Origin of the sequence: Pseudomonas wayambapalatensis, from assembly GCF_049942315.1 — a bacterium.
Taxonomy (GTDB): Bacteria; Pseudomonadota; Gammaproteobacteria; order Pseudomonadales; family Pseudomonadaceae; genus Aquipseudomonas; species Aquipseudomonas wayambapalatensis.
Genome location: NZ_JBNFMU010000156.1, coordinates 19,310 through 32,989, shown reverse-complemented (window position 1 = coordinate 32,989; position 13,680 = coordinate 19,310). Strand labels below are relative to the sequence as shown.

At 62.4% G+C, this 13,680-nt stretch carries 9 protein-coding genes; 4 read left to right on the top strand and 5 right to left on the bottom strand.

Annotation, left to right across the window (positions count from 1 at the left end; translation table 11 throughout):
- A partial coding sequence (locus ACPZMI_RS09935; protein WP_426352140.1) for a CmpA/NrtA family ABC transporter substrate-binding protein occupies nucleotides 1-578 on the bottom strand: 578 nt, incomplete at its 3' end.
- Nucleotides 579-706: 128 nt separating this feature from the next.
- Here ACPZMI_RS09935 and ACPZMI_RS09930 point away from each other — a divergent pair.
- Complete coding sequence (locus ACPZMI_RS09930) at nucleotides 707-1,729, top strand: quinone-dependent dihydroorotate dehydrogenase (RefSeq protein WP_063543995.1); 1,023 nt, start codon at nucleotides 707-709, stop codon at nucleotides 1,727-1,729.
- Between the two features lie 100 nt (nucleotides 1,730-1,829).
- Here the strand turns inward: ACPZMI_RS09930 and rmf are convergent, their stop codons facing one another.
- Nucleotides 1,830-2,045 carry a ribosome modulation factor gene (rmf, locus tag ACPZMI_RS09925; RefSeq protein WP_080642046.1) on the bottom strand — a complete coding sequence of 72 codons (216 nt, stop codon included), beginning with the start codon at nucleotides 2,043-2,045 and terminating at the stop codon, nucleotides 1,830-1,832.
- Nucleotides 2,046-2,593: 548 nt separating this feature from the next.
- Here rmf and rlmKL point away from each other — a divergent pair.
- A complete protein-coding gene (rlmKL, locus tag ACPZMI_RS09920; RefSeq protein WP_426352139.1) occupies nucleotides 2,594-4,786 on the top strand; it encodes a bifunctional 23S rRNA (guanine(2069)-N(7))-methyltransferase RlmK/23S rRNA (guanine(2445)-N(2))-methyltransferase RlmL in 2,193 nt (730 codons plus the stop codon).
- 94 nt (nucleotides 4,787-4,880) lie between these two features.
- Nucleotides 4,881-7,268, top strand: a complete 2,388-nt coding sequence (locus ACPZMI_RS09915; protein ID WP_426352138.1) for a sensor domain-containing diguanylate cyclase — start codon at nucleotides 4,881-4,883, stop codon at nucleotides 7,266-7,268.
- 42 nt (nucleotides 7,269-7,310) lie between these two features.
- Here ACPZMI_RS09915 and dacB read toward each other — a convergent pair whose 3' ends face one another.
- Nucleotides 7,311-8,774, bottom strand: a complete 1,464-nt coding sequence (gene dacB, locus ACPZMI_RS09910; RefSeq protein ID WP_426352137.1) for a D-alanyl-D-alanine carboxypeptidase/D-alanyl-D-alanine endopeptidase — start codon at nucleotides 8,772-8,774, stop codon at nucleotides 7,311-7,313.
- Nucleotides 8,775-8,960: 186 nt separating this feature from the next.
- Here dacB and ACPZMI_RS09905 point away from each other — a divergent pair, with 186 nt between their 5' ends.
- A complete protein-coding gene (locus tag ACPZMI_RS09905) occupies nucleotides 8,961-9,305 on the top strand; it encodes a YggL family protein (RefSeq protein WP_054892459.1) in 345 nt (114 codons plus the stop codon).
- A gap of 7 nt (nucleotides 9,306-9,312) precedes the next feature.
- On the opposite strand, the gene ACPZMI_RS09900 is transcribed toward ACPZMI_RS09905, so the two are convergent.
- Together ACPZMI_RS09900 and ACPZMI_RS09895 are read right to left on the bottom strand one after the other, a co-directional pair.
- Complete coding sequence (locus ACPZMI_RS09900; RefSeq protein WP_426352136.1) at nucleotides 9,313-12,912, bottom strand: ATP-binding protein; 3,600 nt, start codon at nucleotides 12,910-12,912, stop codon at nucleotides 9,313-9,315.
- A gap of 8 nt (nucleotides 12,913-12,920) precedes the next feature.
- Entirely contained in the window at nucleotides 12,921-13,541 is a 621-nt protein-coding gene (locus tag ACPZMI_RS09895) for a response regulator transcription factor (RefSeq protein ID WP_288374875.1), read from the bottom strand.
- Between the last annotated feature and the right edge of the window lie 139 nt (nucleotides 13,542-13,680).

The window sequence follows — 13,680 nt, the reverse complement described above, 5'->3', positions numbered from 1 at the left end:
GGTTCAGATGTGTGCTCTTCCGATTTCTGCAGGTGCGCGACCATTTGTGCTGGTGGCACCACCACGCTGTCGACGTCGTGCAGTGGGTGGATGCCCTGGCTGGCCAGCCAGTAGTACAGCCACATGGCATGGGTGCCGGTGGGAAACGTCTGGGCGAAGGTCAGGCGTGCGCCATGCTGGTGCACCAGTCGCGCCAGTGCTTCAGGGCTGGTCACGCCCTTGCGCTGCAACGCGGGGGAAAGGTTGATCGCCTGGGCATTCTGGTTCAGGCCCATGAGCACCGCCATATCGTTGGCCGCGACACCGCCCATGCCCAGGTGCATGGCGTAGACCAGCCCATACAGGCAGTGGGCAGCATCCAGTTCGCCGCTGGCGAGTTTGTCTCGGGTGCCGGCCCAGGAAGCCTGACGCTGCAGATTGAGGGTCAGACCCTGGAGTTGTGCGAAGCCCTGCGTGGCCGCGACCACCACCGAGGCGCAGTCGGTCAGGGCCATGAAACCGATGTTCAGGCTGGGTTTCTCGGGTGCATCGCTGCCGTTGACCCAGGCCAAGGGTGTTGTCGGAGGGGCTGTGTTCACGAAATATCCTCACCCGTACCGATCGGGTTGCCAGCGCTTCGAAGCAACCCATGTGCCAAGGCCCTGTCGCGCGGACGGCGCGCTGGCTATAATCGCATTCCTCACTGACCCCCGAGTCCTGCCTGCCCATGTATACCCTGGCCCGCCAGCTGCTGTTCAAGCTCTCCCCGGAAACCTCCCACGACCTGTCGCTCGACCTCATCGGCGCCGGTGGCCGCCTTGGTCTCAATGGCCTGCTGTGCAAGCGTCCGGCCTCGGTGCCGGTGACCGTCATGGGCTTGAACTTTGCCAACCCCGTGGGCCTTGCCGCAGGCCTGGACAAGAACGGCGCGGCCATCGACGGCTTCGCCCAGCTGGGCTTCGGCTTCGTCGAGATCGGTACTGTCACCCCGCGACCACAGCCTGGCAATCCGAAGCCACGGTTGTTCCGCCTGCCGGAAGCGACTGCGATCATCAACCGCATGGGCTTCAACAACCTGGGTGTGGATCACCTGCTGGAACGGGTGCGCGCGGCGCGTTATGACGGTGTGCTGGGCATCAACATCGGCAAGAATTTCGACACGCCGGTCGAGCGTGCCCAGGACGACTACCTGATCTGCCTCGAAAAAGTCTACACCCAGGCCAGCTATATCACTGTCAACGTCAGCTCGCCCAACACTCCCGGCCTGCGCAGCCTGCAATTTGGTGATTCGCTCAAGCAACTGCTCGACGCGCTGGCCGAGCGTCGCGAACAGCTGGCGAGCGAGCACGGCAAACGCGTGCCGCTGGCGATCAAGATTGCACCGGACATGAGCGATGAGGAAACCGCGCTGGTGGCGGCAGCCCTGGTCGAGTCGGGCATGGATGCGGTAATCGCGACCAATACCACTTTGGGGCGCGAAGGGGTCGAAGGGCTGCCGTTCGGGGGCGAGGCGGGTGGGCTTTCCGGGGCGCCGGTGCTGGAGAAGAGCACTCACATCGTCAAGGTGCTGGCTGCTGAACTGGGCGGCAAGTTGCCGATCATCGCGGCGGGCGGGATCACCGAAGGGCGCCATGCTGCCGAGAAGATCGCAGCCGGTGCGAGCCTGGTGCAGATCTATTCGGGCTTCATCTACAAGGGCCCGGCACTGATTCGTGAGGCGGTGGATGCGATTGCGGCGCTGCCCCGCTAGAAAACGGCAGCCAATAAAAAGGGCCCCTTGAAGGGGCCCCTGGGCCTCAGCCCGCCGCCCGGATGGGGCGTGCATGGTGACTCGAATTCAGTGTCCTCGTTCAGCCAACGGCGTGATTTTCGTTGAGTCTCTGGATGCCAGCGGTGCCGGTCATACCGTCCCAGTTGTCGCCGCGACCTTCACGCCAACCGTTGATCCATGCCTGGCGAACGGATGGCAGATTGAAGGGGCAAAGTTCGCGGGATTTGCCGGTTACCCCGTATTGGTAGCCACGTGAATATGCTCTTTCCAACGGATCACGCTTAAGTCTTCTCATAGGGTGTTGCCCTCACTTGTTGACTGTAATGTCCCGTCGGCCTCTCCGAGGCCGGGCAGAATCTTTCTGCCGGTTTGCGCTCGCTGCCGGCGTGGCGAGCTGAAAGTGCCGTCCCGTTGCGAGGCGGCCTGAGGTCAGTTCTAACCAATGCGAGTCACAGTGTGAATGATCAATTTGTCATAAGGACGTAACCTTTCCAGGGGTGAGGGGATAAGTAAATAAATGCGACTCAACCTTGTTTAGGTTTTGTCCCGCTATGATGAGGGTTTGCTGGTGGTTGAAATCATTTGGCCATTGGCGCCATCGAACTGACGCAACATCTGGTAATGCGACGAAGGGTCACACCGATGCCTTCGTTAGACGAAATTTTCACACTGCCCGACGATCAAACCCTCTTGCGCCACCCGGCGTCGGTTGTCGATCGGGTGGCCGGGTTTGCCGAATGATCGGCACGCCACCCGGATACCTGCTGGAAGGGTATCCGGCAAACTCAGGCAACAGCGATGCGTCGCGTTGCCAGCACACAGCCCAGAGGCTCTGGAATCTACATGTCGGACTCATTCGAACTCTATCTCACCTGCCCCAAAGGCCTGGAAGGGCTGCTCGCGGAAGAAGCCCGCGGCCTGGGCCTGGCCGATGTGCGCGAGCATACCTCGGCAATCCGCGGCGCGGCCGACATGGAAACCGCCTACCGGCTGTGTCTCTGGTCACGCCTGGCCAACCGCGTGCTGTTGGTGGTCAAGCGCTTTGCCATGAAGAACGCCGACGACCTCTATGATGGCGTGCACGGTGTCGACTGGCAGGACCACCTGGCCGCCGACGGCACCCTGGCGGTCGAGTTCAGTGGCCATGGATCGGGTATCGACAACACTCACTTCGGCGCGCTCAAGGTCAAGGACGCGATTGTCGACAAGCTGCGCAACCGTGAAGGCCAGCGCCCGTCGGTGGACAAGATCGACCCCGACCTGCGTGTGCACCTGCGCCTGGACCGTGGCGAGGCCATCCTGTCCATCGACCTTTCCGGCCACAGCCTGCACCAGCGCGGCTATCGCCTGCAGCAAGGTGCTGCGCCGCTCAAGGAAAACCTGGCTGCTGCGGTGCTGATTCGCGCCGGTTGGCCGCGTATTGCCGCCGAGGGCGGCGCGTTGGCAGACCCTATGTGCGGTGTCGGGACCTTCCTCGTCGAAGCTGCAATGATTGCCGCCGATATTGCACCGAATCTCAAGCGCGAGCGTTGGGGCTTCAGTGCCTGGCAGGGCCATGTCCCGGCGCTGTGGCGCAAGGTGCACGACGAGGCCCAGGCCCGTGCTCAGGCGGGCCTGGCCAAGCCGCCGTTGTGGATTCGCGGCTATGAGGCCGACCCGCGGTTGATTCAGCCCGGACGCAACAACGTCGAGCGCGCAGGCCTGGGGGACTGGGTGAAGATCTACCAGGGCGAAGTCGCCAGCTTCGAGCCGCGCCCGGACCAGAACCAGAAAGGCCTGGTCATCAGCAACCCGCCCTATGGCGAGCGCCTGGGAGACGAGGCGAGCCTGCTGTACCTCTACCAGAACCTCGGCGAACGCCTGCGCCAGGCCTGCATGGGCTGGGAAGCGGCGGTGTTCACCGGCGCACCCGAGCTGGGCAAGCGCATGGGCATCCGCAGCCACAAGCAGTATGCGTTCTGGAACGGCGCGCTGCCGTGCAAGCTGTTGCTGTTCAAGGTCCAGCCCGACCAGTTCGTGACCGGCGAGCGTCGCCCGGCCGATGATCAAGCCGGCGACTCGCGTGCGGCACCGGCCGCGGCCCATGAACCGGCACGTCTTTCCGAAGGCGCGCAGATGTTCGCCAACCGCCTGCAGAAGAACCTCAAGCAACTGGGCAAGTGGGCTCGCCGCGAGCAGATTGACTGCTACCGTCTGTATGATGCCGACATGCCTGAGTATGCCCTGGCGGTCGACCTCTATCAGGATTGGGTACATGTCCAGGAATATGCGGCGCCGCGTTCGGTCGATCCGGACAAGGCCCAGGCCCGCCTGCTCGACGCTCTGGCGGCGATTCCCCAGGCCCTGGGTGTCGATCCTCAGCGCGTGGTGCTCAAGCGCCGCGAGCGCCAGGGCGGTACGCGCCAGTATGAGCGTCAGGCCACGGAAGGGCGCTTCCAGGAAGTCAGTGAAGGTGGCGTCAAGCTGCTGGTCAACCTGACTGACTACCTGGACACCGGCCTGTTCCTCGATCACCGCCCGATTCGCCTGCGTATCCAGCGCGAAGCGGCCGGCAAGCGCTTCCTCAACCTGTTCTGCTACACCGCAACCGCCACCGTGCATGCGGCCAAGGGCGGCGCGCGCAGTACCACCAGCGTCGACCTGTCGAAAACCTACCTGGACTGGGCGCGGCGCAACCTGTCGCTCAATGGCTTCTCCGAGCGCAACCGCCTGGAGCAGAGCGATGTGATGGCCTGGCTGGAAAATGCCCAGGACAGCTACGACCTGATCTTCATCGACCCACCGACTTTCTCCAACTCCAAACGCATGGAGGGGGTGTTCGACGTGCAGCGTGACCATGTGCGTCTTCTCGATCTGGCCATGGCGCGTCTGGCACCGGGGGGCGTGCTGTACTTCTCCAACAACTTCCGCAAGTTCCAGCTCGACGAGCACCTGGTCGAGCGCTATGCGGTGGAAGAGATCAGCGCACAGACCCTGGATCCGGATTTCGCCCGCAACAACCGTATCCACCGGGCCTGGCGCCTGCAGCTACGCTGAAGAGACGAAGTGCATTGCAGTGCTGATGGCTAATGGCTATAAATCAGCTCAGGGCCGAACAATTCGCAGGACGCTGACGTGATGAGAATGCTCTATGTCGAGGGTGCGTGCGAAGATGTTCGGCCTGATCAGCGAGGCGCTCTCGGCCTGGGCTGTCGCGCTGTTCGCGCTGGTGGCCGGCGGGTTGCTCACTGCTGCACTGGCCTTCGCCGCCCACGCCTTCTACAAGCAGCAGTTGCGTCAGCGCTTCGAACTACTGGCCAGTGAGCGCTACAGCCGTATCGCCGAACGTTTCGAGGATCAGGAGCAGCGCCTGGATGGTCTGAGGCGCTTCTTCAGCTACTCCAGTGAAATTCTCCCCGAGGAGTTCGACGGCTACGCCCGCCCCTTGTTGCACCGTACCCAGGCCTACTCCTGGGCTCCGCGGGTCGAGGCCGGTGAGCGCGATGTCTTCGAGCGCCGCGCCAGTGCCTGGCTGGGGCGCCCCTACCAGATCCGTGATCACGATGCCCAAGGCCTCTGGCACCCATCGCCGCCACGGGCGTTCTACTACCCGGTGCTGTACACCCAGGCCACCCACCAGCACGACCAACCATACGGGCTCGACCTGCGTAGCCAGCCCCAGCGCCAGGATGCGCTGGATCGCGCTACCACGCCCGGGAGCCTGGCGGTTTCCTCTCCACTGGACATGATCAACGTCGATCCGGCCTACACCCGCGGCCTGTTGATCGTCGCACCGGTGTTCGCCGAGTCGGCGCCGAGCGGGCCGCCTGCTGGCTATGTCATGGCCTTGTTGAGCATGCGCCAGTTGATCAGCGAGGGGCTGCCGACCGCCACGGACGACAATCTGGTGGTGCGCATCCTCGATCTGTCGGGCAACCAGGGCCATGAGACGTTGTACGATTCGGGCAACCACAGCGCGCCGTTGCCGTTGACCAGCAGTCAACTGCTGCACCTGGCCGACCATCACTATCAGCTCGATATCCGCCCCAGCGAAGCCTTCCTCCGGGCCAACCGCTCGTCAGCGGTGTTCACCGTGACCCTGCTCGGTGGCCTGTTGAGCCTTTTGCTCAGCGCGTTGCTCTACAGCCTGTTCAGCCAGCGTCAGCGCGCCCTGATCCTGGTCGAGCAGCGCACGGCGGCATTGCGCGTGAGCGAGCAGTCGCTGCGGGAAACTCACAACCAGCTACGCAGCGTGCTGGATGCCGCGACCCAGGTGGCGATCATTGCCACCAGCCTGCGGGGCGTGATCAGCACCTTCAATGCGGGGGCGCAGCGCATGCTTGGGTATTCGGCCGACGAAGCGCTGGGGCACCTGGCGCTGGAGAATCTGGTCCAACCCGACGAACTGCGCCAGCGTGCCCACGCCTTGAGCCTGCGCTATGGGCGGGAGATCACGGCAGGCCAGGCGATGTTTGCCGAGACGGTGCAGGAGGGCACAGGGGAGCCCGGAGAGTGGACGTTGGTGCGCAAGGACGGCAGCCATTTGCTGGCCAACATGCTGGTCACTGCGGTGCTCGACGAGCAAGGCTTGTGGGTGGGTTACCTGGCCATCTGCATCGATGTCACCGAGCGTCGTCGTGTCCACGAAGCGTTGGCCGCCCGTGACCGGCTGCTGGAGAAGCTCAGTGCCGAGGTCCCGGGAGGCATCTACCAGTATCGTCTGGATGCCGACGGCCATTCGTGTTTTCCCTACGCCAGCGCCGGGCTGCTGGATATCTATGAAGTGGACCTGCAGTTGCTGCGCCATGACGCATCGACGGTGTTCGAGCGCATTCATCCGGACGACCTCGAGCGAGTGCGTCGCTCGGTGCGCGAGTCGGCCGAGCGCATGACGCCCTGGCGCGAGGAGTATCGCGTCTGCCTGCCCCGCGCCGGCCTGCGCTGGGTGCGTGGGGAGGCAACGCCGGAAATCGGGGAGGAGGGCTGCACCCTTTGGCATGGCTATCTGACGGACATCTCCGATCTCAAGCGGGTAGAGGAGGAGTTGCGTGCGCTGTCGGTCACCGATGTCCTTACCGGCATCCACAACCGGCGTTACTTCCAGGAGCGGCTCAAGGTCGAACTGGAGCGGGCCCAGCGAGATGAACTGGACCTGGCGGTGATCATGCTCGATATCGACCACTTCAAGTGCATCAACGATCAGTTTGGCCATGCCGTTGGCGATCACGTGTTGCGTAGCCTCTGCCAGCGCATTGGTCATCGGCTGCGGCGTACCGATGTGTTCTGTCGGCTGGGAGGCGAGGAGTTCATGGTGCTGTGCCCGGGCAGCAATGCCGAGCAGGCCCACAAGCTTGCGCTGGAGTTGTGGCAGGGCGTGCGCGGTGTGCCGGTCGAGGGGGTAGGCAGGGTGACGGCCAGTTTCGGCGTGGCGGGATGGCGTGTCGGTGAAGGGGCCGATGCCTTGTTGTTGCGAGCGGATGCGGGGGTCTATGTGGCCAAGCAGGCCGGGCGCGATCGCGTGGAGGCAGAGTTGCCCTGAGGTGGCCGGGGCTGCGTCACAGCCCCGGTTTGTCCGTTTCTGTCAGGGCACCACGCCGACAGTCCCGGTGCCGACCTTGGGTTGGCGGTAGAGCTCCAGCAACACCTGATCCAGCACCTGGGAGGCGCCCCAAGGTTTCGGATCATTGAGAATCGCCGACACGGCCCAGGTATGGCCGTTGCTGTCGCGACTGAAGCCTGCGATCGCGCGCACGGTGTTGAGGGTGCCGGTCTTGATGTGCGCCTCGCCGGTCATGGCGGTGCGCTTCAGGCGCTTGCGCATGGTGCCATCCATGCCCACCAATGGCATCGAACTGATGAACTCGGCCGCATAGGGGCTCTTCCAGGCGGCTTGCAGCAAGGCCGCCATTTCACGTGTGCTGACACGCTCGGCGCGTGACAGGCCAGAGCCGTTCTCCATCACCAGGTGCGGTGCGGTGATACCTTTCTTGGCCAGCCACTGGCGCACTACACGCTGTGCCGCGCGGGCATCGTCACCGTCGGCATCGGTGCGAAATTGCGCGCCCAGGCTGAGGAACAGTTGCTGGGCCATGGTGTTGTTGCTGTATTTGTTGATATCGCGAATCACCTCGACCAGGTCGGGCGAGAAGGCCCGGGCCAACAGGCGCGCGCTTTTGGGTACGTTTTCGATGCGGTCACGGCCCTGGACGCTGCCGCCGAGCTCGTTCCAGATCGCCCTGACCGCACCGGCCGCATAGGCGGGGTGGTCGAGCAGGGCCAAATAGGTTTGCGAGTTGCAGCCGTCGCCGAGCTGGCCACTGACCGTGACGCTCACGCCATCGGGTTGCACCACGGGGTTGTAGCGCACATCGCCGGTGCATTGCTTCGAGGCCACGGCCTTGACCTGATTGTCGATGCGGATGCTGGCGATGGGCGGCTCGACCGAAACCACGACTTTGCCACCATCGTTGCGGGCGACGAAACGCAGGGCTTTGAGGTTGACCAGCAGCGAGTCCGGCTTGACCAGGAAGGGCTTGTTGACATCGCCGCCATCATCGTCGAAATGTGGCAGGGTGGGTTGAACGAAATGACTGCGGTCCAGCACCAGGTCGCCGGTGACGGTGCGCACACCGTTGGCACGTAGATCACGCATCAGCAACCAGAGCTTTTCCATGTTCAGTTTCGGATCACCGCCACCCTTGAGGTAGAGGTTGCCGTTGAGCACGCCGTTGTTCAGGGTGCCATCGGTGTAGAACTCGGTCTTCCACTGAAAGGTCGGGCCAAGCAATTCGAGGGCGGCGTAGGTGGTCACCAGCTTCATGGTCGAGGCCGGGTTGACCGAGACGTCGGCATTGAAGATCGTCGGCGTGCCTGGTCCATCGAGTGGCAGCATCACCAGCGACAGGGCGTTGTCCTGCAGCTTGTTGGTCTTGAGGGCCTGCTGCACCTTCGGTGGCAGGCTGGTGTTGACGGCGGCAGCCTGGCTGGGCAAGGCGATGGGAAGGAGCAGGCCGGCGAAAAGCAGTGGGCGAAGCGTCTTGATCATGAGTGCTGTAACCCTGCGGGCGAGGGAAAAGGACGATGGGGCTGTAAGAGATGATGGCCCCTTGGCGAAATATAGTGCGCATTATGCCCCAAGCATGCTGTTTGTGGGCAGGTTCGACACAAAAGCGCCGCTCTGGCGCGGAAACTGGTAAAGTGCCGCGCGTAATTACTCAAGAGGATTGTTTCAATGGCTACCAACCGTTCCCGTCGTCTGCGCAAGAAGCTGTGCGTGGATGAATTCCAGGAATTGGGTTTCGAACTGAACCTGGACTTCAAGGAAGACCTGTCCGACGAAGCCATCGATGCCTTCCTCGACGCCTTCCTGGCAGAGGCCATGGACGCCAACGGCCTGGACTATGTCGGTGGTGATGACTTCGGCCTGGTCTGCCTGGCCAAGCGTGGTTCGGTCAGCGAAGAGCAGCGCGCCACTGTCGAAGCGTGGCTCAAGGGCCGCAGCGAGCTCACCAAGATCGAGGTCAGCCCGCTGCTGGATGCCTGGTATCCGGACAAGCCGATCAACTCGGCTTCCTGATCCCGCGTCACTGTGTCTTGGCTGGTTGGCAACGCTGACCGGCCAAGGCCTTCTCTACGCGGCGCATCTGCCGCGCCAGCGCCTGGCGGCGCAATTTCAGTTGCGTCGACGACATCCCCTCTGTTTCCAGCGCCTGACAAGCCTCCATCAATCCCTTTGCATCCAGCATGCGCGCCACGCCAAGAATCTTGTGCGCCTGCTCGGCGATGGCTTGTGCGTCCTGCTCGGGGTCCAGGGTCATCAGCAGGGTCAGGTCCTGTTCCAGGCTCAGTTGCAGCGTGGTCAGCATTCGTGCGTGGTCTTCACGGCGGTCACCGATGATGTTCGTCAGCCCGTCGAGGTCGAAGGGCCCTTGTGAGCGCCGCCGACACGAGGGGCTCACACTGGCCAGATGTAATCCGAGGGTTTGCAGGCTGATGGGTTTGAGCAGACAGTCATCCATGCCGGCGTTCAGGCAGCGCTGGCGTACTTCCGGTTGGGCGTTGGCGGTGTAGCCGAGGATGGTGCAAGCCGCCTTGCCCCGTTGGCGTTCTTCGCTGCGCAGGACTTCTGCCAGTTGGTAGCCATTCATGCGTGGCATGTTGCAGTCGAGGATCAGTACGTCGAAGTCTCCGTGCCGCCATTTTTCCAGCCCTTCCTGACCGTCGCGGGCACTGTCGTGCCAGAGCCCCAGATACGTCAGCTGCTGGGCCATCAATAGCAGGTTGGCGGGATGGTCGTCGATCACCAGAACCCTGAGTCGCGTGTCGGGTGCCTCTATGTGTGGCGGCTGCACGACGCTGTCCGGGGGTGGTGCCACGCGCTGCAGCGGCATCAGCAGGCGCACCTGGGTGCCCACGCCCTGCAGGCTCTTGAGCGCCAGTTGGCCACCCATCATCTCGCACAGGGTACGACAGATCGCCAGGCCCAGCCCGGTACCGGCGCGGGCGCTTTCACTCTGTGGATTGATCTGTACGAAGGGGTTGAACAACCGTCGCAGGTCGTCATCGTGAATGCCGATTCCGCTGTCGCGCACTTCCAGTTCGAGCATGTCGCGTTCGCTGCCCTGTACCGAGGCTTTGATGCGTACATGGCCCTCGTCGGTGAATTTGATCGAGTTGCTGACCAGGTTGGAGAGCACCTGCTTGAAACGCAGTGGATCGAGCAGAGCGTAGCAGCGCGCCGAGGGTTCTATGAGCACCTCCAGCAGTAGGCCTTTTTCCCGGGCCTGGCCTTCGAACACCCGTCGCACCGATTCGATCAGGGCCGCCAGATCGATCGGCTCAGGGGTCAGGGACAAATGCCCGGACTCTATTCTGACGATGTCGAGAATATCGCCGATCAGTCCGAGCAGGTCCCTGGCCGAATGATAGGCGACCTCGATCGACGCGTTGTCCAACTGCCCCTGGTCGGCGCGCCTGACAGCGAGTTCGAGCATGCCTATCACGGCGTTCATCGGTGTGCGGATCTCATGGCTGATGGTCGCCAGGAAGGTGCTCTTGGCCCGGTTGGCATCGTCGGCCTGCTGTTTGGCGAGGCGTAGGTCCTGGATTAGCTTGCGGCGATCACTGATGTCGATCCAGCCACCGATGATGCCCTGTACTTCGCCCAGCGAGTCGCGGTAGGGAAGGATCCAGTGGTAGATGGTCAACTCGCGGTCTTTCAGGCGCAGCGGGCGGTCGATGATCAGCGGTGTGCCTGCTTCCATCACCTGCAGATAGTCGGTGTGGATCTGCCGGGTGTAATCGCAGTTGCTGAACAGACTTTCCTGGAGCAGTTTGCCCATGACGGCATCGGCACTTGCATCGACAGCCTCCAGATAGCTGTCGTTACAACTTTGCAGCCGTCCTTCGCGGTCGCGTACGTACATCGGGTGAGGGGTCCCGTTGAGCAGGGCGCGCATGAATTCGAGCTGATCGTTCAGGGCGCGTTCTGCCTGGCGACGGTGCCGTATCTGGCGTCGCAGGTAGGCGTTCCAGGCCAGCGCCAGCAACAGCAGAACGCCGATCCCCAAGACGACCTGCAGCACCAGGCGCTGGTACTCGCGCCATTGGCCACCATCGTGCAACGCATAGCCGCGCCAGCGACTGTTTATGACTCCCAGCTCTTCTGGCGTGATGCTCAGCAAGGCCTTGTCGAGAATCGAAGCCAGGAGGCTGGCATCCTTGGCGCTGGCCATGGAGAAGGAGGCCGGGTCGTTGCCGATCGTGGTGCGGATCACCAGATCGTTGTTGGCGGCGGTGGCATGGTTGGCGTCCAGCAGCGTGGTGATGGTCGCATCCACCGCACCGCTGCTGAGCAGGGCCATGGAGTAGAAGGTGCTTTCGGTCTCGATCAGACGGATCTGCGGGTGCGTAGTCGCCAGCAGCATCGCAGGCGGGGTGTGCCGTGTGATGGCGACTCGGCGGCCATTCAGTTGCTCCAGTGACGTGAAGGGGCGGCCGCTGCGGGTAACCAGTACATAGGGGCTTTCGAGGTAGGGGCGACTGAGTTGCAGGGCTGCCTGGGCGGGTGCTGCGACGCTCAGCGCGGCAATCAGGTCGGCACTGCCCTGCGCGATCGACTGGATCATCTCTTCGATCCCGTTGGCGCGTTGGACTTCGAACTGCAAGCCGGTGCGCAAGCGGATCAGTTCCAGCAGGTCGGCGGTGATGCCGCGGAAATGGCCGTTGCCGTCGAAGAATGACAGGGGGGCGGAGGTATCGCTCACCACCACGCGCATGCTGGGATGCTCGCGCAACCATTGCTGTTCGCGCGAGGTCAGTTGCAGGCGGCGATCGGTGAGCAGCAGGTCGCTGCCTGCACTCCAGCGCTTGAAGATCGCACTCGACACGTTGGCTGGCTGGCTGTCGAGGATGGTGTTGATCAGGCTCATCAACAAGTGATCCTGGGCGCGCACAGCGAAGCTGAAGCCCACGGCTTCGTGCTTGCCAAAATTGGCCATGCGCAGGCGCGGCAGATGACCGCGGGTAAGCTGGAAGTGAGTCGAAATGGTATCGCCAAGAAATACGTCGGCTTGGCCAAACGCGACAGCGTTCAACGCTTCGGAGGTGGAACTGAAGGTTTTCAGCTGAGCTTGCGGGTAAAGCGTATGCACATCCTCGATTGGCAGGTAATGGTAGAGCGTGCTCAGGCGCAGGTCGGCGAGCCCCACGTCGAGGGGGCGTGTCTCGTCCTCGCGGGTGACCAGAACGGGGCGGTCTACCGCGTAGGGTCTTGACAGTGCCAAGCCCTCGACCGCGGCTTCATAGCTGTTTGCACTGCCAAGTAGATCGATGCGTCCGGCCTTGAGTGCCTCCACCGCGTCCTGGCGATGAGTAAATCGCAGGACTTTTATTTCGAGCCCCAGTGCGCTGCCGATCAGGGCGGCATACTCTGCTGTCAGGCCTTGGTACTCGTTGCCACTGGTGACGTCGAAGGGGGGATTGTTGGGCGCGGAGGTTCCCAGTGTCAGGCTGGTACGGTCGTGCAGCCACTGCCGCTGAGCGGCCGAGAAGGCTGGCACGGTTGCTTCGGCGGTGGAGCGGACCAGCAGTTCCAGCTTCTGGGGGGCGACCTCCTGCTTCGTTTGAGCATGGCAACCCAGACTGAGCAGGGTCAGCAGCACGCAGACGATGTACCTCGGCATGATTCACCTCAGACCAGCGCGTTGCGCTTGGCCACTTCGATCAGGTCGACCAAGGTATCGACCCTTAGCTTTTGCATCAGGCGCTTTTTGTAGGTGCTGACAGTCTTGTTGCTGAGGAACATGCCTTTGGCGATTTCCTTGTTGCTGCGCCCCTGTGCGAAGAGTTGAAGGACCATCAACTCTCTGTCGTTAACTTGTCGGAAAAGCTCTATGTCGTGATCGGATATTTCTTGATTGGGGTTTATTGCCTGGCTGGGGAAGTAGTTGTAACCGGAAAGTACTGCCTTGACTGCGCTGAGCAACTCGCTCAGGTCTTCCTGCTTGCACACAAAACCCGCAGCGCCCGAGTGCATGCAGCGGATCGCGAACAGCGTTGGCGACTGTGCCGTCAGCACCAGCACTTTCAGGGGCAGTCCCATGGTCTGGAAGCGCGCCAGGACCTCCAGGCCATCGAGCTTGGGGATGCTGATGTCGAGGATGACCAGGTCGGGAGGGGTTTCACGGATCATCTGCATGGCATCGACGCCATTGTCAGACTCGCCAATGACCTTGTAATTCTGATTTTCCAGCAACATGCGAATGGCCAGGCGAATCACAGGGTGGTCATCAACAATAAATATGGAGCTCATATCAACTTCCCAGTCGGCGAGTGTCAGATGCAAACAAAACCTTATCGCAGTTGACCGTCTTCGGGCATGAGAGGTTAGACGTAATGCCATATATGGGAAAAGACCTACATCCAAGTACTACGTGTGCCCTGGGTTTGTG

Excerpts from the sequence above, each read along its gene's own strand:
- ACPZMI_RS09930 (WP_063543995.1), top strand. The coding sequence starts at position 707 with ATGTATACCCTGGCCCGCCAGCTGCTGTTCAAGCTCTCCCCGGAAACC.
- rmf (WP_080642046.1), bottom strand. The coding sequence starts at position 2,045 with ATGAGAAGACTTAAGCGTGATCCGTTGGAAAGAGCATATTCACGTGGC.
- rlmKL (WP_426352139.1), top strand. The coding sequence starts at position 2,594 with ATGTCGGACTCATTCGAACTCTATCTCACCTGCCCCAAAGGCCTGGAA.
- ACPZMI_RS09915 (WP_426352138.1), top strand. The coding sequence starts at position 4,881 with ATGTCGAGGGTGCGTGCGAAGATGTTCGGCCTGATCAGCGAGGCGCTC.
- dacB (WP_426352137.1), bottom strand. The coding sequence starts at position 8,774 with ATGATCAAGACGCTTCGCCCACTGCTTTTCGCCGGCCTGCTCCTTCCC.
- ACPZMI_RS09905 (WP_054892459.1), top strand. The coding sequence starts at position 8,961 with ATGGCTACCAACCGTTCCCGTCGTCTGCGCAAGAAGCTGTGCGTGGAT.
- ACPZMI_RS09900 (WP_426352136.1), bottom strand. The coding sequence starts at position 12,912 with ATGCCGAGGTACATCGTCTGCGTGCTGCTGACCCTGCTCAGTCTGGGT.
- ACPZMI_RS09895 (WP_288374875.1), bottom strand. The coding sequence starts at position 13,541 with ATGAGCTCCATATTTATTGTTGATGACCACCCTGTGATTCGCCTGGCC.